The organism is Novilysobacter erysipheiresistens (assembly GCF_036663935.1).
In the GTDB taxonomy this organism is placed as follows: domain Bacteria; phylum Pseudomonadota; class Gammaproteobacteria; order Xanthomonadales; family Xanthomonadaceae; genus Novilysobacter; species Novilysobacter erysipheiresistens.
Map to the genome: position 1 here is coordinate 1 of NZ_JAXGFP010000004.1, position 22,637 is coordinate 22,637.

Sequence of the window (22,637 nt, forward strand, 5' to 3'; positions counted from 1 at the left end):
TGCGCAGCCGGACCTTGCGGACCGCGTCGATCATGTAGGTGCCGTTGGGCACGACCACGGTGCCGCCGGTGGACGGCAGGGCATTGATCGCCCGCTGGAAGGCCGCGGTGTCATCGGCGCTGCCATTGCCACGCGCACCGTGGTTGCGGACATTGATCGATGCGCCGCCGCGTCGGCGATTCGGCGGGTCGAAGGTAGCCGCGGACGCCGAGAATGCGGTGCCCCCCAGGACCACCGGAACGGCCAGCAAAAGTGAGTTGCGCAAAAAGGCTCTGCGCGGCGCCGAATCGGCCAGTATCTGTATTGCTTCGTTCTCGACGTTCATTCAAATACCTCAATTTAAAGCGCCCGTCGGATTTCACGGCCAACCCGCGATGTGCAAATCCAGACGGGGCAATCTCGATTCAAGGGAAGAATTGGAGCGAATCGGCCGTGTTTCTCTTCACAGGACCTTGACACGGCCTTTCGTTGATTCCAAACCCGGATTATCGAAACCGTGAACCGTGCACGCGGCGCCCTGAATACACGTACATGGAGATGAATAATTAATGTTGTTGACTGGGATTTCCGCGGGGTGGAGCGGTTGGTTTACGAGATGAGTGGTACGTCGGGACGATTGACGCCTGTCACATTGGAAAAATAAAGCCGTCGCAGAACCCCATGGATTGCGACCAATCCGCAGTTCGGACAAAAAAAACCGGGCGCGTCGACGCGCCCGGCTCGTTTGGAAATCGACTCGGTGGCACCCCACCCAGCCGATACCGCCTTTTCTACTTCGAATAGAAGTTCCGGTTGATCCGGGTATTGGTCGCGGTGTCGATCACGCTGATATGCGACTGGTTGCCGTTGCGGCCGGCCACGAGTCCGGTCATGGCGGTCCAGTTGGTGCCCGCCCAGGTCGCATCGACCCCGACCAGTCCCTGGTTGCGGGTGGTGTTGTTGCGGAAGTAGTTGCCGGAAACCGTGTAATCAGCGGTGCCGCCGCCGACGCAAAGGCCGTCGAGGCGGTTGTGCTTGATCCGGTTGAGGGCCACGTAGCCCTTGGTGGCACCCATCGTCAACACGCCGAAACCGTCGTTGTGCTCGATCTGGCAGCGCTTGATGGTCACGTACTTGACCCGGTGGTAGACCAGGATGCCGTTGCCTTCGTTGCCGCGGATGAGGCAGTTCTCGATCTGGATGTTCTCGGCGCGATCCAGGTTGAACTTGTTGGGCTCGATGTCGATGCCACAGCCCGGCTCGATACCGCGGGTGTTGCTGAACTCCGAGTCGTAGACCTTCATGTTGCGCACGGCACCGATCGACATGCCCTGGCGCCGGTTGCCGGTGCACACGACGTTGGCGACGACCACGTCATCGGACGGCCGCCACGGCGCGGTGCGAGTGGTTACCTTGACGCCGGCGACCGAGATGCCGTCGCCCCAGCAATCGGAGATGCGGATGTCGCGGATGGTGACCCGATTGCAGCCGCGGACCATGATGCCTTGGCCCCACTCACCGGTGGTGCCGAGGTGCTGGTGTCGCTCGCCGACAATCTGGCCGCCGGAGATCTCGACGTCGTCGGCCTCATGCACATCCAGCACGTAGTAGCGATCAAGCGAATTGGGCTTGGCGACCAGCCTGGCGGTCGGGGCCAGTTGCAGGTGCATGCGGCTGCGCAGGCGCAGGCTGCGGCTCGCGTCGAGCAGATAGTCGCCCTCGGGCACCACCACGGTGCCGCCGGTGTCCGGCAACGCCGCAATCGCGCGGGCAAACGCGGCGGTATCGTCGGTGCTGCCGTTGCCGGTCGCGCCGTGGTCGCGGACGTTGATTACCGCGGTGCCGCGGGTGCGGGTCGGCGGAACAAATACGGCTGCCGCTGCCGAGAAGGCAGTACCCCCCATGACGAGCGGAACGGCCAGCAACAACGAGTTGCGCAGGAACGTCCTGCGGGGCGTCGTTGGGTCGTTCACGATCTGTACTGCCTGGTTGTCGCGGTTCATGAAAAAAATAGCCTCATCAGTGCGTTCGGAAAGTTGCTTGGCGTAACCGCGTGCAGTCTTCACAAGACGTTGACACTGCGGGCGAGCGCATCATTCCAAAGGACCGAGCCGCCAAACCGAGCCCCCGGTCAGGTTTTCAAATGGGGCACAAAGTGACCTTGGTGAACGATTCACCGACCTGACTTGGGAAACCAGACGCGTAACTACACGACCGATACGACGGTCACACGCGTACGGGGGCGGACCTCACTGATTCGTGGCAGCTACGGGCCGCCAGCTGAATGGCGATTTGCCGCAGTTGGGCTATCCAGATGACTCAGACGTAGCGCGTCGGGTCGACGACCGCGGCGGCGGCGAACCCTTCGGCGCGCAGGCGGCAGGCGTCGCAATGGCCGCAGGCGCGACCGTCCGGATCGGCCTGGTAGCAGGAGACGGTGGCGGCGAAATCGACGCCCAGGCGCAGGCCTTCGCGGACGATGTCGGCCTTGCTCATGTGCTGCAGCGGCGCGTGCACATGAATGCCGGCGCCTTCGATGCCGGCCTTGGTCGCGAGGTTGGCGAGGCGTTCGAACGCCTCGATGAACTCCGGGCGGCAGTCCGGGTAACCGGAGTAGTCGACCGCGTTGACCCCGCAGAAGATGTCGGCCGCGCCGATGACCTCGGCCCACCCGAGCGCGATCGACAGCATGATGGTGTTGCGGGCGGGCACGTAGGTCACCGGGATCTCGTCCGGTGCAGCGGGATGGTCGAGTGGAATCCGGATTGTCTCGTCGGTCAGTGCCGAACCGCCGATGCTGCGCAGGTCGACGCTGACGGTCTTGTGCGCGACCGCGCCGAGCGCCAGCGCCACCCGTTCGGCGGCGTCGAGCTCGGAGGTATGGCGCTGGCCGTAGCGCACGCTCAGCGCGTGCACGGCGAAGCCACGGGCGCGGGCGATGGCGAGGACGACGGCGGAGTCCATGCCTCCGGAGACGAGGACGACGGCGTTTTTCATGGGCGGGCTCATGCGGTTGTTGTTCGGGGTCTTGTAGAAGCGGCTTCAGCCGCGATCCGACAATAGGTCGCCAGGACCGACTCCAGGTCGCGGCTGAAGCCGCTCCTACAGGGGTTCGCGACCGCCGCCATTTAGCGGCCGGGGGCGTCGTCCCACAGGATCTTGTGCAACTGCAGCTGGAAGCGCACCGGCAGGCGATCGGCGACGATCCAGTCGGCCAGGTCGCGCGCGCGGAGCTGGCTGAAACTCGGCGAGAACAGGACCTCGCAAACCCCGTCCAGGCGGTGTTCGGCGACCACCGCCTTGGCCCAGTCGTAGTCCTCGCGCGAACAGATCACGAACTTGACCTGGTCGTGCGCGGTCAGCAACGCCAGGTTGCTCCACAGGTTGCGCTCGACCTCGGCCGAGCCCGGGGTCTTGATGTCGAGCACGCGCGCGACCCGCGGGTCGACCTCGCCGATATCGAGTGCGCCCGACGTCTCCAGCGAAACCTCGTAGCCGGCGTCGCACAGCCGCTGCAGCAGGCCGATGCAGCGCTTCTGCGCGAGCGGCTCGCCGCCGGTGACGCAGACGTGGCGGACCCCGTGGCGGGCGACCTCGGCGAGGATGGCGTCGAAGTCCCACCACTGCCCGCCGTGGAAGGCGTAGGCGGTGTCGCAGTACTGGCAGCGCAACGGGCAACCGGTCAGGCGCACGAACACGGTCGGCCAGCCGATGCTGCGCGACTCGCCTTGCAGCGACAGGAATATCTCGGTCAGGCGCAGCCGCTCGGGCGACGCCGCGGCCGCCTCGGGGGCGACGGGCATAACGGCGTTCATGCGGTCATTTTAGCCGAGCGGCGCCGGTCGCGCCGCATCGACCGGGGGTGCTTCAGCGCAGGCGTCCGAGTTGGATCGCGCCCAAGCGGTCGCTGGCGACGCGGGCGGCATCGGTGCCGGGGTAGCGGCTGGCGACTTCGGCGAAGGTACGCTCGGCGGCGTCGAGCTGGTCCATGCCCTGCTGCGACAGCCCGACCTTGAGCATCGCCCCGGCCGCCTTGTCGTGGGTCGGGTAGCGCTGCAGCAGCGCCTCGAACTGCTCGAGTGCGAGCTTGTAGTTCTGGGTGACGTAATAGCTCTCGCCCAGCCAGTACAGGGCGTTGGGGGCGTAGGCGCCGCCGGGGAAAGTGCCAAGGAAGGACTGGAACAGCCGCGCCGATTCGGCGTACTGGCCGCTACGCAGGGCATCGAATGCCACTTCGTAGGCCTCGCGCTCGCCGGCGAGCTGGTCGAGCTTGCCGGGGTCGCCATAGACCGCGGGCGCAGACGCAGCCGGCATGGTCGATGCGGCAGCGGCGGCCGGAATGGCGGTGCCACCGGTTGCTGGATCGGTCGGAACCTCGAGCGGCGCGTCGGGATCCAGCGCCGGCGTGGCGCCACCCTGCATCCGGTTCAACCGGCCATCGAGATCGAGGTATTGCGCGCGGCTGGTGCCCTTGAGCTGCTCCAGCTCGTGGTTGAGCTGTTCGACCTGCGAACGCAGCGAGGTCACCTCGTCCTTGAGCAGGTTGACCTGTCGCAGCAGGTCGACCGTGGCCTGGTTGTTGCCTTGCTGCTGTTCCAGCAGGGCGACCCGCTCGGCCAGGCTCATGCGCTGGGCCGAGGCAGGTGCGGCGGCCACCAGGGCCGCCGCTGCAACCAGCGATGTCGCAAGTGTGATCGACAGTTTGCGCATCATGGATTGCCCTTCTTCTTACTTCGCGGTGTAGATGATCTCGACACGGCGGTTCTTGGCCCAGCAGTCTTCGCTGGAGTCGGTGCAGGTCGGACGCTCTTCGCCGTAGCTGACGACGGTCATCTGGCTGCCCGAGCCGCCGTTGGCCTGGATCGCCGAGGACACCGAGTTGCCACGGCGCTCGCCGAGGGCAACGTTGTATTCGCGGCTGCCGCGCTCGTCGGCATGGCCTTCCAGGGTCATGCGCGAGGACGGACGGTCACGCAGGTACTTGGCGTGGCAGCCGACCACTTCCTGGAACTCCGGACGCAGCACGTCCTGGTCGAGGTCGAAGTAGACCGTGCGCTGGCGCAGGCAGGCGTCGGTGTCGAGGTCGGCCGGGCCGTACACGCCGGAGGTGGCCGGCGGGGTCTCGGTGACCGGGGCCGGGGTGGTGTCGACCGGGGGAGCCTCTTCCTTGACCTTCTTGGAGCAGGCGACGGCTGCGGTGCAAAGCAGAGCGGTAAGCAGGATGCGCGTGGTGCTGTTCATCGTCGGTTCCTCGTCTTGGCTTGTGGAGCAATGGAAAGGTCGAACACTCTCTCGATGTTCGACGGCGGCACTACGGCTTGCGGAACGGCCCCCAGGCCGGTTCGCGAACATCGCCGCCGGCCAGCACCAGGCGCTGTCGCACCCGGCCGTCGGCGGACACCGCGTACAGCACGCCGCGCCCGCCTTCACGCGCAGCATAGATGATCATCGCGCCATTTGGGGCAAAGCTCGGCGACTCGTCGAGCGAGCCCGGCGACAGCAGGCTCCAGCGCGGCGAGCCGAGGCTGCTGTCCATCATCGCGATGCGGTAAGTATTGCCGGCGCCTTGCGCGGTGGCGATCTTCTTGTCGTCGTACGACACCGTCGGACTGGCGTTGTAGCTGCCTTGGAAGGTCACCCGGCTGGGGCTGCCACCGCCGGCGGCGACCTTGTAGATCTGCGGCTGGCCGCCACGGTCGGAGGTGAAATAGATGCTGCCGCCGTCGGCACTCCAGGTCGGCTCGGTGTCGATCGCGAAATGGTTGGTGACCTGGCTCAGCGCCTTGCTGCCGAGGTTCATCACGTAGATCTCGGGATTGCCGCTGCGCGACAGGGTCAGCGCCAGGCGGTTGCCGTCGGGCGAGAACGCCGGCGCACCGTTGATGCCGCGGAATTTGGCGACCAGCTGGCGGCTGCCGGAGCTGATGTCCTGGATGTAGATCGAAGAGCTGCCGCCCTCGAAGCTGACGTAGGCCAGCTTGTTGCCGTCCGGGCTCCACGACGGCGACAGCAGCGGCTCGGGCGAGCTGACTACGGTTTGCGGGTTGTAGCCGTCCGAGTCAGCGACCATCAGCGCGTATTCGGCGTTGGCGCCGACGCCGGTGGCGGTGATGTAGGCGATCCGGGTGAAGAACGCGCCGGGGACGCCAAGGATCTTCTCGTAGATCGCGTCGGCGATCTGGTGGGCCACGTCGCGCATGGCATTGCTGCGCGCGGTCAGGGCGAAGCCCAATAGCCGCTGCTGGGTGGCGACGTCGAACAGCTCGTACTCGACCCGGTAACTGCCGCTGCCGCCGTCAACCACCCGGCCGACCACCAGGTAGTCCTGGTTGAGCGCGCGCCAGGTCGGGTAGTTGACCTCGCTGCCGCGGGTCGGGCGTTCCACCAGGTCCGATTCGGGCAGGCTGCGGAACTGGCCGGACCGGTTGAGATCGGCCGCGACCACCGCCGCGACGTCGGTGTCCGGTGCGGTACCGCCACCCTGGTACGGCATGGGCACCACCGCGATCGGCAGGGCCGCGGCGTTGCCGCCGACGATGTCGAGTTCCAGTCCCTCCTGGGCCACGGCGACGAGCGGAAGGACCAAGGTCAAGAGGAGCAGCGCGAATCGCGCGCGCAGTCGGGGGACAAATCGATTCATCGGCGGTTCCTGAAGATCAAGCTGAACTGTTTAACAGCATCCACGTGAACGCTTTCTCAAAGCTGAATTGGCCGTGGACCATTGGATGGGCGGCGGTTGGAGTCGCGTCAGCGGTCCCGGGCTTCAAAGTTGAGGATCAGCGTGCGCCGGAACACTTTCTCGAATCCGGCATACGGCAGCGGCTGCGCCTTGAGCACGGCGGCCTCGATCGAGCGCTGGCCCATCTCGTCATAGGCGCACGGCGATGACACTTCCGCGCTCATGACCTCGCCGCCCGGCAGCTGCTTGATCACCAGCGTGCATCGACTGCCCAGCGGCACGGTTTCTGGCCGGGTCCACTTGGACAGGATCACTTCCTGCAAGGCGGCGGCGTACCGCGCCTGCAAGCCGGTATCGCCGCCGTAGTTGCCCGGCGGCGGGCTGGCGGCGCTGGCGTTGTCGCTGCTCTGGGCGGCGCGGGCGTCGGCGATCTGCTGCAGTTTCTGCTCGGCCAGTTCGGCCGCGCGGGCCGCGTCGGCGCGCTTCTTGCGGATCTCGGCGAGCTTGGCCTGGCGCGCTTCGGCCTCGGCGGCGAGCCGGCGCTTGCGCTCGGCTTCCTCCTGGCGTTTCTTCTCGGTCAGGTCGACCTGGGCCTGGCGGCGCTTTTCTTCCTGCAGCTTTTCCTCGTCCGACGGCGTCGGCGTCGGTGCGTCGACCACCTCGTCCTGCTCGCGGGTATCGGGCTCGGGGATGAAATCCTGGGCCTGCTGTTGCGGCGGGGTCGGCGCATCCTCCGGCACCGGCTCGGGGATCGGCTGCGGCGGTGGCGCGACCTCTTCCTCGACCGGCTCGGGCAATGGTTCGGGTTGCGGTTCGACCACCGGCTCGGGACGATCGCGCAGGGCCTCGCGCATCGGCGCCGACAAGGCGTTGGCATCGACCAGGGTCGCCTCGATCGGCGAACCGGCGGCCGACACCGGCACCGCGCTGCGGGTCCACCACAGGCCGGCGAACATCAGCGCGAACAGCACGATGTGCAGGCCGATCGCGAGGACGACCGCCTGCCGGGTATCGGCGCGGGTTTCCCTCACTGGGCCACGGCCTCCGACGGCGCGCTCATCAGCCCGACCCGCGGCACGTCGGCGTTCTGCAGCAGCACCATTGCCTGCAGCACGACTTCGTAGTTGGCGGCGCGGTCACCGGCGACATACACCGGCACGTCCGGGTTCTGGCGCACGAACGCGGCGACCTTGGCCTGCAGCGCCTCGGCGCCCAGCGCCTCCTGCTCGGCGCCCTGCAGGGTCAGGAAATAGTTGCCGGCCGCATCGACGCTGACGATCACCGGCTCCTGCTTCTGGGCGATGGTCTTGGCGTTGGACTTGGGCAGCTCGATATCGACGCCGAGGTTCAGCAGCGGCGCGGTGACCATGAAGATGATCAGCAGCACCAGCATCACGTCGATGTAGGGCACGACGTTGATCTCGGCCTTGAGCTTGCGCTTGCGTTGGCGACGACCGGTGGCGACGGACATGGCGATCAGCCCTGGTGCGACTGGCGTTCGAGGATCGAGGAGAACTCCTCGGAGAACGCGTCGTAGCGCACCGCGATGCGCTCCACCTTGGTCGCGAAGCGGTTGTAGGCCCACACCGCCGGGATCGCCGCGAACAGGCCCATCGCGGTCGCGATCAGCGCCTCGGAGATGCCGGGCGCGACGCTGGCGATGGTCGCCTCGGTGACGTTGGCCAAGCTCTGGAACGAAATCATGATGCCCCAGACGGTGCCGAACAGGCCGACGTAGGGACTGATCGAACCGACGTTGGCGAGGAACTCGAGGTTGTGCTCCAGGCCGTCGAGTTCGCGCGCGGTGGCGACCCGCATGCCGCGCTGCGCACCTTCCAGTTGCAGGCGGCTGTCAGCGACGCGGCGCTCGCGCGAGAACTCGCGGAAGCCGGCTTCGAAGATCGATTCCATGCCGCCGACATCGCGGTTGCGCTGGCTGGCGCCGGCGTAGAGCTTGGTCAGGTCGGCGCCGGACCAGAAGCGCTCCTCGAACTGCGCGGACTCGCGGTCGGCGCGGTCGAGCACTTTCTTCTTGCGGAAAATGATCACCCACGAGGCGACCGACGCGAACAGCAGCAGCAGCATCACCAGTTGCACCGGCAGGCTGGCGTGCAGCAGCAGTTGCAGCAGGTCGAGGCTGCCGTTTTCGACGGCGGCGGAGGGCAACGTGGCCACGGCGTCGCTGGCCGCGGTGGCGGCCTCTTCCGGCAGCGGTTCGACGACGGTGGCGGCCTGCGCCAGGCTCAACAATGGGGTCATGCGAGGGTCTCCGGGGCCCGTGGAGCTGGGCGAAGTTCGTGGATTCGAGTTCGTGATGTCTGGTGGAAACTCAGGCCCGCTCCAGCGCCTTGAGTTCGTCGTACAGCGGCTGCGGGATCGCCCGCGGCCGGAAGCCACGCCGGTCGAGCGCGGCGACGCGCACCTGCGCGGTCAGCAGCAACTCGCCATCGCGGCGGATGTCCTGCGCGAACACCGCGCTGGCGCGGCGGCATTCGTGCAGCGACGCGCCTACCTGCAGCGCGTCGTCGAGCCGGGCGGGCTTGAGGAAATCGATCTGCATCGCGCGCACCGCGAATACCAGACCGTGCTCGAGCCGCAACAGTTCCTGGCCGTACCCCTGCGCGCGCATCCATTCGCTGCGCGCGCGCTCGAGGAACGCCAGATACTGCGCGTGGTAGACCACGCCACCGGCGTCGGTATCTTCCCAGTACACGCGTGTGGGCCAGCTGAACGCGGGCTCAATTTCCACTGTCAGCATCCTCGAACAATCCGGCCGCGCCGGGCTTGGGTTTCAGGCCGATATGCCGGTAGGCCTTGGGCGTCGCCATGCGCCCGCGGGCGCTGCGGACCAGGTAGCCCTGCTGGATCAGGTAGGGCTCGATCACGTCCTCCAGCGTGCCGCGTTCCTCGCTGAGAGCGGCCGCCAGCGACTCGACCCCGACCGGACCGCCGTCGAAGGACTCGATGATGGTGCGCAGCAGGCGCCGGTCGAGCTCGTCGAAGCCTTCCGGGTCGACCTTGAGCATCGCCATCGCGGCATCGGCGGTATCGCGGGTGATCGATCCGTCGGCGCGCACCTGGGCATAGTCGCGTACCCGGCGCAACAGCCGGTTGGCGATCCGCGGGGTGCCGCGCGAGCGCTTTGCGATCTCGGCCGCGCCATCGGCGGCGCAGTCGATGTCGAGGATCTGGGCCGAGCGCCGGACGATCTTCGTCAATTCCTCGGCGCTGTAGAACTGCAGCCGCTGGACGATGCCGAAGCGGTCGCGCAGCGGCGCGGTCAGCAGCCCGGCGCGGGTGGTCGCGCCAATCAGGGTGAAGGGCGGCAGGTCGATCTTGATCGAGCGCGCGGCAGGCCCCTCGCCGATCATGATGTCGATCTGGTAGTCCTCCATCGCCGGGTACAGCACCTCCTCGACCACCGGCGAGAGGCGATGGATCTCGTCGATGAACAGCACGTCGTGCGGCTGCAGGTTGGTCAGCAGCGCGGCGAGGTCGCCGGCCTTCTCGATCACCGGGCCCGAGGTCTGGCGCAGGCCGACCCCGAGTTCGTTGGCGATGACGTGGCTGAGGGTGGTCTTGCCGAGGCCGGGCGGGCCGAAGATCAGCACGTGGTCGAGCGCCTCGCCACGGCCCTTGGCGGCCTCGATGAAGATTTTCATCTGCTCGCGGACGGGTTGCTGGCCGAGGTATTCGTCCAGCCGCTTGGGGCGGATCGACGCCTCGACCGCATCGTCTTCGAAGGTCGCGCCAGCGGCAATGATGCGCTCGTCGTTCATCGACCTATGGTCGCATGCGGGCGAGGTGGTCGCGTAGGGCCGGGTTGGCAGAAATGGTGGTATTTGATGCCCGGCCAGGGGGCGGCCGCTGAGCAAGCGGCACAAGCGGCTGGAGCAGCTCAAGCTGCCAACCGACCAACCGACCAACCGGCCCACCTGACCAAGCGAACCAAGCTGGCCGAAGGGCCAAAGCGGTTCTTCGGATGCGTCGTCGCGCAGGAGGCGGCCGGCGGGGGAATTGCTCCAGCCCTTCGTCAGGGCATCCTGCCCTGAGGCGGGCCGCGGGCCATCCATGGCCCGCTTTTGCGCAATTCCCCCGCCGTCCACCTCCTGCCCGGATGTCTGCGGCTTCGTGGTGGGGCTTCGGGTAGGAGCGACGTCAGTCGCGACCCGTACATCGCCTCACGGGTTCGGCGGGTCGCGACTTACGTCGCTCCTCCATCGGAGTTAGGCGGATGTCGGCGCTTTTTTGTAGGAGCGGCTTCAGCCGCGATCTGGAGTCGGCGCGGGCGAATGGTTATCCGATCGCGGCTGAAGTCGCTCCTACAGAAGCCCGTGGATACGCTACGAAGCCAAGACTGCGGATGCACCACGACGAGATCCAACCAGGAAACCGCGCCCTGCACGCGCGACGCGGCGTCCTGTCTGGGTATTGCGGAGAGTGCGCCATGGATGGCGCACGGCTGTGAGTGCGGCCATGGATGGCCGCCCGAACCAAGTAGCAATACCCGGACAGGGCGACGCTCCCGCCCGAAGCCAAGAAACGGGGCTGGCATTAGCTGGCTCGGCGGCGGCTGCTACCGCCGCCCTAAATCTCCACCTGCGCACCCAGCTCCACCAGCCGATTCCCCGGGATCCGGAAGAACCCGGTCGCCGGCGCCGCGTTGCGGTGCATGACCGCGAACAGCTTGTCCCGCCACACCGGCATCCCGCGATGCGCGATCGCCACCACCGTCTCGCGGCTGGCGAAGTAGGTGGTCTCCATCGGATCGAAATGGATCCCGCCGGCATCGCATGAACGCATCAGCGCCAGCGGCACGTCCGGGGTTTCCATGAAGCCCGCGCGGACCACCACCCGGTAGAACTCATCGCCGATCGCATCGATGCTGAGCCGCTTCTCCTTCGGCGCATACGGCACCGACAAAGTCTCCACCGTCAGGAACACGTTGCGCTCGTGCAGCACCTTGTTGTGTTTGAGGTTGTGCATCAGCGCATGCGGCACCACGCCCTTGTCGGCGGTCAGGAAGATCGCAGTGCCCGGCACCCGCGCCGGTGGCGCCAGCATCAGCCCCGGCAGGAAGCTGTCGATCTTGATGCCTTCCTTCTGGATTTCCTCACGCAGCAACTGGCGACCGCGGCGCCATGTACGCAAGAGGGTGAACACGACCACGCCGAGCGCAACCGGGAACCACGCGCCATCGAAGAACTTGACGCCGTTGGCGATGAGAAACGCCAGGTCGATGATGAAAAACAGCACGCACAAGGGCAGCACCCACCAACGCCAACTTGGCCACATTGCCTGTGCGACCAGCGCCAGCAATAGAGTGTCGATCAGCATGGTGCCCGATACGGTCACGCCGTACGCAGAAGCCAGTGCGGTGGATTCGCGGAACACCAGGACCAGCGCGATCACCGCGATCATCAGCACCCAGTTGATCCAGGGGATGTAGATCTGGCCGATGGTCTCCTCGGACGTGTGCTTGGTCGCCAGGCGCGGGATATAGCCCAACTGCATCGCCTGCCGCGCCACCGAATATGCGCCGGTGATCACCGCCTGCGAAGCAATCACCGCGGCCGCGGTGGCCAGCACGATCATCGGCACCCGCCCCCACTGCGGCACGCCGAGATAGAACGGATTGCGAATCGCGGTGGGGTCTTCGAGTATCAGTGCACCCTGTCCGAGATAGTTGAGCATCAACGCCGGCAGCACCAGGAAATACCAGGCGTAACGGATCGGTTTGGCCCCGAAATGCCCCATGTCTGCATACAGCGCCTCGCCGCCGGTGACCGTCAGCACCACCGCTCCGAGAATGAAGATGCCGCCCCAGCTGTGATCGATGAAAAAGCGGATGGCGTACCACGGGTTCAGCGCCTGGGTTACCTCCGGCTCGTGCAGGATGTTGAGGACACCGATCACCGCCAACGCCAGGAACCAGATGCAGATGATCGGCCCGAACGCCCTGCCGACCTTCTCCGTGCCAAACCGCTGCGTGGCAAACAGGGCGATCAGCACTGCGATGGTTATCGGGATCACCCAGTTGCCCAGCTGTGGCGCCACCACCTCCAGTCCCTCGATGGCCGACAGCACCGTCATGGCCGGCATGATGACGCTGTCGCCGAAAAACATCGACGCGCCGAAGATGCCGAGAATCCCCACCACGTACAGCGACTTGGACTGGCGCGGCAGGATGCGCTGGCTCAGCGCCATCAGCGCCATGATGCCGCCCTCGCCTTCGTTGTCGGCGCGCAGGATGATGGTCACGTACTTCAACGTGACCACCAGCATTAGCGACCAGAACATCAGCGACAGGATGCCGAGCACGGTGTCGTGGTTGGCGACCAGACCGTAGTGCGGGCTGAACGCCTCCTTCAACGTGTACAGCGGACTGGTGCCGATGTCGCCGAAGACGACGCCGATCGCGCCGACGATCAGGCCGGCGAGGCCGACCTGGCCGTGGCCATGAGAACCGTTCTGGTGTCGGGGGGTGTTGCTGGAAATGGCCATGAGTGTCCTGTGCCGTCCTCAGTCGGCTCAGCGAAGCGCCGATTGGAGCGCCTTGCGGATGATCGTGGCGACGTCGTCACCACTGGCGGTGGCCTCGCGCGCCATGCGCACGGCCTCGGCGGGCTTGTAGCCCAGTTGCTGCAACGCGATCACCGCTTCGGTCTGCGGGTCGCCGGGACCGCCGTTGGCGTTGAGCACCGCACCGCCGCCACTGAAATCGGCCGCGCGGTCGCGCAACTCGACCACCATGCGCTCGGCGGTCTTCTTGCCGATGCCGGGGATGCGGGTCAGCGCGGTGACGTCGCTGGCCTGGACCATACGCGCGAACTCGTCGACGCTGACGCCCGACAGCACCGCCAGCGCGATCTTCGCGCCGATACCACTGACCTTCTGCACGTCGCGGAACAGCCGCCGCTCGACCTCGCGCAGGAAGCCGTACAGCGACACGCTGTCCTCCTTCTGCGCGTAGTGGGTGAACAGCGAGACCTCGCGGCCGATCTCCGGCAGGTCGTAGAACGTGCTCATCGGCGCCTCGAGCTCGTAGCCGACGCCGTTGACGTCGACCACCAGCCACGGCGGTTGCTTGTGGACGACGATGCCCTTCAGACGACCGATCATGTGCCGCGCCTCCGCAATTGATGTATCGCCACGCCGGTGCGCATCACCGTCGCGCTCATGTGGGCGTGGGTCAGGGCGACCGCCAGCGCGTCGGCGGCGTCGGCCTGCAGCCTGGCGTCCGGCAGCTTCAACAGCAGCCGCACCATGTGCTGGACTTGGGTCTTGTCGGCGGCGCCGCCACCGACCAGCGATTGCTTGATCACCCGCGGCGCGTACTCGCTGATCGCCAGCTTGCGCCGGACCACGGTCGCCAGCGCCGCGCCGCGGGCGTGGCCGAGCTTGAGCGCGGAGGTCGCCGACTTGGCCATGAACACCGTCTCGATCGCGACCTGCTGCGGCTGCCATTCGTCGAGCACCCGCTCAAGCCCTTCGCACAGCAGGCCCAGCCGCGACGGGAAATCGGCGGCGTCGAGCAGCTTCAGCGCCTCGCAATGGACGAACGTGCAGCGGCCATCGGCGCCAACGTCGATCACGCCGATGCCGGTTCGCTGCGAACCGGGGTCGATGCCGAGGATGCGGATCACGTCGCCAGCTTACGCCCTCAGGCGCGAGCATCCCCGAGGTCGGCGTTGGAATAGACGTTCTGCACGTCGTCGAGGTCTTCCAGCCAATCAAGCAGCTTGACCACCTGCTCGGCGGTGTCGCCTTCGACCGCGACGTCGTTGTCGGCGCGGTAGGTCACTTCGGCGTGGCCGGGTTCCAGGCCGGCGGCGAGCATCGCCGCCTTGACCATCTCGAACGCATCGGGCGAGGTCAGCACGTCGATCGCGCCGTCCTCGGGATACACCACCACGTCGTCGGCGCCGGCCTCGATCGCGGCCTCGGTGATCGCTTCCTCGTCGGCGTTGGCGGCGTAGCTCAGCACCCCGACCCGGTTGAACATGAAGGCGACCGAGCCGTCGGTGCCGAGGTTGCCGCCGAACTTGCCGAACGCATGGCGCACGTCGGCGACGGTGCGGACCTTGTTGTCGGTCAGGCAGTCGACGATCACCGCGATGCCGCCGGGCGCGTAGCCCTCGTAGCGGATTTCCTCGTACTCGACGCCTTCCAGCTCGCCGGTCGCCTTCTTGATCGCACGCTCGATCACGTCCTTCGACATGTTGGCCGACAGACCCTTGTCGATCGCGGTACGCAGGCGCGGGTTGCCGCCGGGGTCGCCTCCACCGGCGCGCGCGGCGACGGTGACCTCGCGGATGATCTTGGTGAAGATCTTGCCGCGCTTGGCATCGGTGGCGTTCTTGCGCCCCTCGATCGACGGACCTCGGCCCATGGGAATTTCCGGACTTTGCGATGGAAGGGGCGGGATTGTACTCGCTTGTCCGACCTGCTGACTCGGCCCGCCTGCCTCACCCGTTTTCGTGGGCAAACCGCCCTTGGGCGAGGAAATGCGCGGCCTGCCGGGCGGCGCGCGCCGACAGCAACAGGCCACTGTGGCTGGTCGACACCACGATATGGTCGGCCAGGCCGTCGATCCGGGTCTCGGCGACTGCCACTGTGCCGTCGCTGCGACTGGCGAACCGGCCGAACATCTGCCCCAGCCCGATCGGTGCATCGCCGGCCACCATTCCCAACTCCGCCGGTCCGGTCCAAGGCTGGCAGCCGTCGCGCAGCAGCGCCGCGCTGCGGCCGAGCGTCCGCGCGCCCAGCGGCAATCGCGCCATGCCGCTGGCCGCGGCACTGCCGCACAGTGGCGAGCCCAGGCAGACCACGCGCCGCACGGGCAACTCTGGATGCTGCTGCAGCGCATGCACCGCGACCAGGCCGCCGAGGCTGTGGGCTAGGATGTCGCAGGGTTCACGCAGCTCCTGCAGCAGCGCCGGAACGGCCGTTTCGGGGCCGCCGGCCACCGTCGCGTAACTGAAGATGTGCGGTGCGTAGCCGGCCTTGCGCAGCTGGCGCGCGTGCCATTGCATCGACGCGCGCGGCATCCACAAACCATGCAGGAGGACGACGCGGCGGCCGTGATGGCTCAACAGGCCTCCCGCCGCAGGATGAACTCGTGGTCGCGCACCCGGCCAACCGGGAACTCGTAGTCGCCGACGTGGACGAAGCCGTGGCGGGCGTAGAAGCGCTGGGCGCCGAGGTTCTGCGACCAGACGCCGATCCACAGCGTGCGCGGGCCATCGCGCAGCAGCCAGTCCTGCGCGGTAGCAAACAGGCGTCCGCCCCAGCCGCCGTTCTGCCGGGCCTGCAGCACGTACAGACGCTTGAGCTCGCCGTCGCCGGGCGCAACGTCCGGATGCGGCAGCCCGCACGGTCCGGCGGCGGCGTGGCCGATCGCCTCGCCGTCCTGCTCCAGCAACCACACGGCATAGTCGGGGTGTTGAAGGATGACCCGCTGGCGCTCGATCGCGTAGCTTTCGGCGAGGAAGGCCTGCAGGTCGTCGGCCGGGTACAGGTGGCCGAAGGTCTCGGTGAACGTCTGCGCGGCCAGCGGCGACAGCACCCCGGCATCGTCCGGGGTGGCGCGGCGGATGAGCGGCTCGCCGCCCATCTACTCGGCGGTGGCCTTGGCCGGCTTCGGCCGCACGGCGATGTGGACTTCGGCCAACTGCGCCTCCGCGATGGGCGACGGCGCGTCGGTCATCAGGCACTGCCCACCGGTGGTCTTGGGGAACGCGATGACGTCGCGGATCGACTCGGTGCCGGCCATCAGCGCGGCGATGCGGTCGATGCCGAATGCGATGCCGCCGTGCGGCGGCGCGCCTAACTTGAGCGCGTCGAGCAGGAAGCCGAACTTGGCCTGGGCTTCCTCGGCGCCGATCCCGAGCAACTCGAACACCGCAGACTGCATCGCCGAACGGTGGATACGGATCGAGCCACCACCGATCTCGTTGCCGTTGAGGACCATGTCGTAGCCGCGGCTGACCGCGGTCATCGCGTTGGACTTGAGGTCGGCGACATCGTCGACCGCCGGCGCGGTGAACGGGTGGTGCAGCGCGACGTAACGGTTGGCCTCGTCGTCCCACTCGAACATCGGGAAGTCGGTGACCCACAGCGGCTTCCAGCTGTCCTCGACCAACCCGAGGTCCTTGCCGAGTTTGAGCCGCAGCGCGCCCATGAAGTCGGAGGCGACCTTGTACGTCGCCGCGCCGAAGAAGATCGCGTCGCCGCCCTGCGCGCCGGTGGCCTGCAGGATTGCCGCTAGAGTGGCGTCGTCGAGGAATTTGGCGATCGGCGAACTGACGCCCTCGCGGCCCTTGGCCGGATCCTCGATCTTCATCCACGCCACGCCCTTGGCGCCGTACTTGGCCGCGTGCGCGCCGAGCTCGTCGATCTGTTTGCGCGACAACGCCGCCGCACCGGGCGCACGCAACGCAATGACCCGGCCGTCGGCATGGTTGGCCCAGTCGGTGAACACCTTGAACTCGCAGCCCTTGACCAGTTCGGCGATATCGGTGAACTCCATCGCGATGCGCAGGTCGGGCTTGTCCGAACCGTAGCGGCGCATCGCCTCGGCGTAGGTCATGCGTGGGAATTCGCCGAGCTCCACATCCATGACCTCGCGGAACACCTCGCGGATCATCGCCTCGGTGCTGTCCTGCACGTCGCGCTCCTCGACCCAGGCGAACTCCATGTCGAGCTGGGTGAACTCGAGTTGGCGATCGGCGCGCAACGCCTCGTCGCGGAAGCAGCGCGCGATCTGGTAGTAGCGGTCGAAGCCCGCCATCATCAGGATCTGCTTGAACAGCTGCGGCGACTGCGGCAGCGCGTAGAACTCGCCGGGATGCATCCGCGCCGGCACCAGGAAGTCACGCGCACCCTCGGGCGTGGCCTTGGTCAGGATCGGGGTCTCGATGTCCTGGAAGTCGCGCGCATCGAGCCAGCGCCGCAACGCCGCGACCAGCCGGGTGCGGATGCGCATCTTGCGCTGCATCGCCGGGGTGCGCAGGTCGAGGTAGCGGTACTTCAGGCGGATGTCGTCGCCGGGGTTCTCGTGAGCATGGAACGGCAGCGGCTCGGCCTTGTTGAGCACCTCGATGGCGCTCGCGACCACTTCGACCTGGCCGGTCTTGATCTTGTTGTTGACCGACTCGCGCTTGCGTATCGTGCCGGTCACCCGCAGGCAGTCCTCGTAACCGACCTGCGCGGCTGTGGCGATGACGGCGGCGTTGCCTTCGGCATCCGACGGCTCGGCGACGACCTGTACGATGCCCTCGTGGTCGCGCAGGTCGATGAAGCACAGGCCGCCGAGGTCGCGGGCGACATCGGCCCAGCCGCACAAGGTGACGGTCTGGCCGATCAGCGCCTCGTCGATCAGGCCGCAGAAGTTGGTACGCATGGGGGCTCCGGGGAAACAACGGCTGCTAGGGCCGGAAAGCCGCTTAGTTTAGCTGGCTTCGGGTGTGGCTACTTTGGCGTCCGGGTATTCGGGATCGCCGGTTTGGGCAGGCGTGGATCGGCGGCTTCGGGTGGGGCGACGCCCGATGTGGGTGCTGCTCCCCGGTTCGGTCAGGGCTTCCTGCCCTGACTCACCGCCGCAGGCCATCCATGGCCTGCTGTACGCAGCACCCACACCGGACACCGCGTCGGCATCCGTGTGTCTGCCTATCCGGGTGTTCGCGCCCATGCATTTCGCGCACAACACCAGCAGCCAGTGCCTGCCACAGCGGCTCGCGACTGCTCCGGCTCTGGCTTTAGCTACAGCGAAGCGGTGCCAATCGGAGGGGACGTGGGTGGAGGGGGTCGCGCGGAAAGCCGGCCATGGATGGCCGGCGGCCCCGAGTCAGGGCAGGAAGCCCTGACCGAGGGGAGTAGCCGACCCCTTCACCCGCGGCCCTCTACGCACCCCTCCGAAGCCCCGTTTCAGGCAGCAGGCTTCGGTTCAACTTTGGCAGCCGGCTTGCTCTCAGCCGGCTTCGACGCAGCCGCAGCATCGCCCTTGGAATCGGCCGCCTTGCCAGAACCACCGTCACCGGCCAGGTTGCGCTTCTTGTCGCCGTCCTTCTTGAAATCGGTCTCGTACCAGCCACCGCCGGCAAGGCGGAACTGCGGCGCGGTCAGTTGTCGGCGGATGCGCGGCTCGCCGCACTCCGGACAGTCGACCGGATCGGCGTCGGACAACTTCTGCAGGCGGTCGTAACTGTGGCCGCAGGCGGCGCACTCGAAGGCGTAGATCGGCATGGACAATTCACGGGCGGCGACAATCGTTGCGCGGAGTGTGGGGGCCGCGCCGCGCGAATCAAGTCGCGCGGCCGTGGAAGCACCCGCCGAACCTGCCAGCGGCCGCAAATTGGCCCGTGTTTTCAATGTGTTACGGTTTTCGCCCGACTTAGCCGCGGAGGACCGATGATCGCTGCCGTTCGCCCCATGGCTGCGCTACTGGCGGGCGCGGCGCTGCTGCTGACCGGCAGTGGCCTGCTCGGCAGCACGCTGGCGGTGCGCGGCCAGATCGAAAGCTACGACCCGGCGACCTTCGGCTTGGTGATGTCGGCGTATTTCGTCGGCTTCCTGCTTGGCACCTACCTCGCCCCCAACCTGATCCGCCGGATCGGCCACATCCGCGCGTTCGCGTTCTATTCCTCGCTGGTCGCCGCCACCGTGTTGCTGCATGCGATCCGGCCGGAGCCGCTGGCATGGGGCCTGTTGCGGGCCCTGACCGGTGTCGCCCTGGTCGGCCTGTACACGGTCATCGAAAGCTGGCTCAACGCGGCCGCGCCGGCGGCGCAGCGCAGCCAGGTGTTCGCGGTGTACATGGCGGTCAACCTCGGTGGGCTGGCGCTGGGGCAGGTGCTGTTCGGGCTGTCCGACCCGGCCAGCTTCGTGCCCTTCAGCCTGGTCGCGGTGCTGGTCTGCCTCGCCGCGTTGCCGGTCACCGCCAGCCGGATGACCCAGCCGGAATTGCCGCACAGCCCGCGGCTGGCGTTGCCCACGATCTATCGCACCGCCCCGGCCGCGGCCAGCGGCGCACTGTTGTCGGGACTGGCGATGGGCGGCTTCTGGGGCCTGGGTGCGGTGTACGCGACCCGGATCGGGCTCGACGTGGCACAGGTCGCGACCCTGGTGTTCCTCACCATCGTCGGTGGCGCGCTGATGCAGTGGCCGATCGGCCGGCTGTCCGACCGCGGCGACCGACGCACCGCGATGGCCCTGGTCAGCCTGCTGGCCAGCGCGGTGGCGATCGCGCTGGCACTGGCCGGCGACCATGACCGTCATTTGCTGTACGGCCTGTTCTTCGTCTACGGCGGCCTGGTGTTCACGGTCTATCCGATCTGCGTGGCCCACCTGCTCGACCACCTTCCGCCCGAGGACATGCTGTCGGGCTGCAGCAGCCTGTTGCTGCTCAACGGCGTGGGCTCGGCGCTCGGCCCGGCGATCGCCGGCGCGGCGATGGAACGGCTCGGCGCGGGCGCCCTGCCCGGCTTCTTCGCGATCGCGTTCGGCCTGCTCGCGGTCGTCGCCGCCGGGCGTCGCCTGCTGCGCCATCGCGAGCGAAGCCACCCCGCGCACTTCCACCCGATGCTGCGCACCACGCCGTCGGCGCTGGAACTGCTGCCGGAACCGCATGCCACCGATTCCGACGCCAGGGGGCAGGCCGGCAAAGTGTCGGCCTGAAGCAGCCACGCCAGCCTGCACGCGCACTGCACCGGCGAGACATAGACTGGCCACATCAATCCCGCGGGAGCAGCCGATGGATCCACTGCGGACCTACCGCATCGATGCCTTCACCACCGAGCCCGGGCGCGGCAACCCGGCCGGGGTGGTCACCAACGCACGCGGGCTGGACGCGGCGCGGATGCAGGAGATCGCACACGAGCTCGGGTTCTCCGAAACCGCGTTCGTGCTGCCGGCGCGCGGCGCCGACCACGACCTGCAACTGCGCTTTTTCACCCCGACCACCGAAGTCCCGGTCTGCGGCCACGCCACGGTCGGCGCGCACTACGCGCTGGCACTGGAGAACGGCACCGTCGGGCTCCGGCGCCAACTCACCGGGGCCGGGGTGCAGCGGGTCGAAGTGGTGGCCCGCAATGGCGATTTCGTGGTCCGGATCGAGCAGGGGTCGCCGCGGTTCGAACCGCCGCTGACGCCGGACCTGGTCCCCGAGGTGATGGCCGCGCTCGGCGTGTCGGGCGAAGACCTCGACTTCCGTTGCCCGTTGCAGTGCGTCAGCACCGGCCACGGCAAGTTGCTGGTCGGGCTGCGCCGCCGCGACTGCCTGACCGCGTTGGCACCGGACCTGGCGCGGCTGGCGGCGTTGAGCCCGGCCGTCGGCAGCAACGGCTATTTCGTGTTCACCCTGGAATCGGAGGACGGCGACGACGCGCTGACCCACGGCCGCATGTTCGCCCCGGCGATTGGGGTCGACGAGGACCCGGTGACCGGCAACGCCAACGGCCCGCTCGGCGCCTACCTGGTCCGTTACGGACTGCTGTCCGCCGAGCACGGGTTGGCCGGGTTCCGTGGCCGCCAACAGGCCGCGTCCGGGCGCGGCGGGTTTGTCGACGTCGAGGTCCGGGTCGAAGACGCCGAGCCGGTCGCGGTCGCCATCGTCGGCCACGCGGTGCTGGGCTCGCACATCGCCCCACTGGTGCCGCGCCAGGCTTGAACCGGGCCCGAGCCGGACCTCCTGCGGTGGCGTCAGTCGGTGATCGACGGCACCGGCGCCCGCGCCGTCGCGCTCTCGGCGCGCATGCGGTCTTCCGGATGCGACACCGGCCGGGTGTCCATCGGGTCGACGTCGAACGGCGAATGCAGCACTAGCGACGGCAGCAGCGTGTTGAGCGTGGTGTACAGGATCAACGCGCCGAACAGCGTGCCCGGCAGGTCGAAGCGGGTGTACAGGATGGTCGCCAGCACCAGGGTGAACACCAGCGTCGGCGCCAGCGCCACCGAGACCTTGAGGCTCTTGCCGCGCTCCTCGCGGAACATCATCCGCCGCTGCAGCCATATCACCCCGACCCGCAGCGGCAGCACCACCAAAGTGATGACGATGCCGAGCCCGGCCGCCTCCCAGGTCAACGCATCGCGCGAGATCAGGGTGCCGGCGTGGAAGAAGTAGAACGGCACGAAGAACGTCGCGAACAGCCGCAGCGCGTGCATGTTGTCGTCTGAGGCCAGCCGCGGCATCCGCAACCGCAGCATGCGCGCGACCAGCCCGGCGATGAACGCACCGACCAGGTAGTACACGCCGAGCTTGAAGGTGATGAACGCCGCGACCATGCCGACCATCACCAGCAGCGAGAACTCCGAGCCCGGCGCATGCGGCACCACCCAGCGCCCGAGCGCGATGAACAGCAACGGCAGGCCGACGATCATCGCCGTCATCACCAGCGACGACACCCCGAGCTGCATCGGGTCGCCCGCCTGCAGTACCACGAACAGCGCCGCCAGCGCCATCAACTCGCCGGCGATCGCCTTGCTGGTCACCCAGAAGCGCTCCTCCTCGTCGAGGCCGAGCCGCTCCAGGGTGTCGAGGATGAAGCCGGTCGACGGCGTCAGCAGCGCCAGCGACACCAGCGCCGCCGCCTGCCAGCCCAGCTCGAGGTAGCGCCACGCGAGCCACGCCACGCCGACCAGCGAGACGGTCCGGATCAGCAGGTGGACCACCAGCCGGCCCAGGCCCTTGCGCAACGCGTGCAGGTCGACTTCGAGGCCGGCAAACAGGAACAGCGAGGAGATGCCCAGCGTCGACAACAGCGTGATCACCGGATCGTGGACGCGCTCGCCGAACGCCAGCATCGCGCCGACGCCGAGGATCAAACAGGTGATCGGCGCCGGCAGCTTGAAGCGCTGCAGCGCCCGCGGGATGACCAGCAGGCCGAAGATCAACAGCAGGTAGATCAGTTCGTTGCTCATGCGGCCCGGCCCGTGCGTTCGCGGCATGGTCGATGCAAACGGCCACGGCAGGCAACCCCGT

At 67.5% G+C, this 22,637-nt stretch carries 23 protein-coding genes; 2 read left to right on the forward strand and 21 right to left on the reverse strand.

Features of this window, described 5'->3' with window-relative positions; all coding sequences use genetic code 11:
• From SNE34_RS08360 to SNE34_RS08455, 20 genes are all read right to left on the reverse strand, one after another.
• A partial coding sequence (locus tag SNE34_RS08360; RefSeq protein WP_332616527.1) for a glycosyl hydrolase family 28-related protein occupies positions 1-325 on the reverse strand: 325 nt, incomplete at its 3' end.
• A 445-nt stretch (positions 326-770) separates the two neighbouring features.
• Positions 771-1,982, reverse strand: coding sequence for a right-handed parallel beta-helix repeat-containing protein (locus SNE34_RS08365; RefSeq protein WP_332616528.1), 1,212 nt, complete (start codon positions 1,980-1,982; stop codon positions 771-773).
• Between the two features lie 316 nt (positions 1,983-2,298).
• A complete protein-coding gene (gene queC, locus SNE34_RS08370) occupies positions 2,299-2,976 on the reverse strand; it encodes a 7-cyano-7-deazaguanine synthase QueC (protein WP_332616529.1) in 678 nt (225 codons plus the stop codon).
• A gap of 131 nt (positions 2,977-3,107) precedes the next feature.
• Entirely contained in the window at positions 3,108-3,794 is a 687-nt protein-coding gene (gene queE / locus SNE34_RS08375) for a 7-carboxy-7-deazaguanine synthase QueE (RefSeq protein WP_425604483.1), read from the reverse strand.
• A gap of 52 nt (positions 3,795-3,846) precedes the next feature.
• Positions 3,847-4,689 carry a tol-pal system protein YbgF gene (ybgF, locus tag SNE34_RS08380; protein WP_332616835.1) on the reverse strand — a complete coding sequence of 281 codons (843 nt, stop codon included), beginning with the start codon at positions 4,687-4,689 and terminating at the stop codon, positions 3,847-3,849.
• Between the two features lie 18 nt (positions 4,690-4,707).
• Positions 4,708-5,220, reverse strand: a complete 513-nt coding sequence (gene pal / locus SNE34_RS08385; protein ID WP_332616530.1) for a peptidoglycan-associated lipoprotein Pal — start codon at positions 5,218-5,220, stop codon at positions 4,708-4,710.
• Between the two features lie 70 nt (positions 5,221-5,290).
• The gene (gene tolB / locus SNE34_RS08390) at positions 5,291-6,619 is read right to left on the reverse strand and encodes a Tol-Pal system beta propeller repeat protein TolB (protein ID WP_332616531.1); all 1,329 of its coding nucleotides are present in this window, start codon (positions 6,617-6,619) and stop codon (positions 5,291-5,293) included.
• Between the two features lie 107 nt (positions 6,620-6,726).
• Positions 6,727-7,689: a cell envelope integrity protein TolA gene (tolA, locus tag SNE34_RS08395; RefSeq protein ID WP_332616532.1), complete on the reverse strand. Its 963-nt coding sequence runs from the start codon at positions 7,687-7,689 to the stop codon at positions 6,727-6,729.
• Positions 7,686-8,129, reverse strand: coding sequence for a protein TolR (gene tolR, locus SNE34_RS08400; protein ID WP_332616533.1), 444 nt, complete (start codon positions 8,127-8,129; stop codon positions 7,686-7,688). Before tolR ends, tolA begins: the two co-directional genes overlap by 4 nt.
• Before the next feature lie 5 nt (positions 8,130-8,134).
• Complete coding sequence (gene tolQ / locus SNE34_RS08405; protein ID WP_332616534.1) at positions 8,135-8,917, reverse strand: protein TolQ; 783 nt, start codon at positions 8,915-8,917, stop codon at positions 8,135-8,137.
• A 70-nt stretch (positions 8,918-8,987) separates the two neighbouring features.
• The gene (ybgC, locus tag SNE34_RS08410) at positions 8,988-9,407 is read right to left on the reverse strand and encodes a tol-pal system-associated acyl-CoA thioesterase (protein ID WP_425604484.1); all 420 of its coding nucleotides are present in this window, start codon (positions 9,405-9,407) and stop codon (positions 8,988-8,990) included.
• Entirely contained in the window at positions 9,397-10,437 is a 1,041-nt protein-coding gene (gene ruvB / locus SNE34_RS08415; protein ID WP_332616536.1) for a Holliday junction branch migration DNA helicase RuvB, read from the reverse strand. Before ruvB ends, ybgC begins: the two co-directional genes overlap by 11 nt.
• A gap of 808 nt (positions 10,438-11,245) precedes the next feature.
• Positions 11,246-13,162, reverse strand: coding sequence for a potassium transporter Kup (locus SNE34_RS08420; RefSeq protein ID WP_332616537.1), 1,917 nt, complete (start codon positions 13,160-13,162; stop codon positions 11,246-11,248).
• A 27-nt stretch (positions 13,163-13,189) separates the two neighbouring features.
• Positions 13,190-13,780 (reverse strand): Holliday junction branch migration protein RuvA, encoded by a 591-nt coding sequence (gene ruvA, locus SNE34_RS08425; protein ID WP_332616538.1) that lies wholly within the window; start codon positions 13,778-13,780, stop codon positions 13,190-13,192.
• Positions 13,777-14,304, reverse strand: a complete 528-nt coding sequence (gene ruvC, locus SNE34_RS08430) for a crossover junction endodeoxyribonuclease RuvC (RefSeq protein WP_332616539.1) — start codon at positions 14,302-14,304, stop codon at positions 13,777-13,779. Before ruvC ends, ruvA begins: the two co-directional genes overlap by 4 nt.
• Positions 14,305-14,321: 17 nt before the next feature.
• Entirely contained in the window at positions 14,322-15,050 is a 729-nt protein-coding gene (locus tag SNE34_RS08435) for a YebC/PmpR family DNA-binding transcriptional regulator (RefSeq protein WP_332616540.1), read from the reverse strand.
• 76 nt (positions 15,051-15,126) lie between these two features.
• Positions 15,127-15,708 (reverse strand): esterase/lipase family protein, encoded by a 582-nt coding sequence (locus tag SNE34_RS08440; protein ID WP_332616541.1) that lies wholly within the window; start codon positions 15,706-15,708, stop codon positions 15,127-15,129.
• Between the two features lie 41 nt (positions 15,709-15,749).
• Positions 15,750-16,274 (reverse strand): GNAT family N-acetyltransferase, encoded by a 525-nt coding sequence (locus SNE34_RS08445; RefSeq protein WP_332616542.1) that lies wholly within the window; start codon positions 16,272-16,274, stop codon positions 15,750-15,752.
• Positions 16,275-18,062, reverse strand: coding sequence for an aspartate--tRNA ligase (gene aspS, locus SNE34_RS08450; RefSeq protein ID WP_332616543.1), 1,788 nt, complete (start codon positions 18,060-18,062; stop codon positions 16,275-16,277).
• 524 nt (positions 18,063-18,586) lie between these two features.
• Positions 18,587-19,030 (reverse strand): FmdB family zinc ribbon protein, encoded by a 444-nt coding sequence (locus tag SNE34_RS08455; RefSeq protein WP_425604485.1) that lies wholly within the window; start codon positions 19,028-19,030, stop codon positions 18,587-18,589.
• 60 nt (positions 19,031-19,090) lie between these two features.
• Between SNE34_RS08455 and SNE34_RS08460 the strand changes: the two genes are divergently transcribed.
• Both SNE34_RS08460 and SNE34_RS08465 read left to right on the forward strand, forming a co-directional pair.
• Positions 19,091-20,335: an MFS transporter gene (locus SNE34_RS08460; RefSeq protein WP_425604486.1), complete on the forward strand. Its 1,245-nt coding sequence runs from the start codon at positions 19,091-19,093 to the stop codon at positions 20,333-20,335.
• A 76-nt stretch (positions 20,336-20,411) separates the two neighbouring features.
• Entirely contained in the window at positions 20,412-21,326 is a 915-nt protein-coding gene (locus SNE34_RS08465; RefSeq protein WP_332616545.1) for a PhzF family phenazine biosynthesis isomerase, read from the forward strand.
• A 32-nt stretch (positions 21,327-21,358) separates the two neighbouring features.
• On the opposite strand, the gene SNE34_RS08470 is transcribed toward SNE34_RS08465, so the two are convergent.
• Positions 21,359-22,576, reverse strand: coding sequence for a cation:proton antiporter (locus tag SNE34_RS08470; RefSeq protein WP_332616546.1), 1,218 nt, complete (start codon positions 22,574-22,576; stop codon positions 21,359-21,361).
• Between the last annotated feature and the right edge of the window lie 61 nt (positions 22,577-22,637).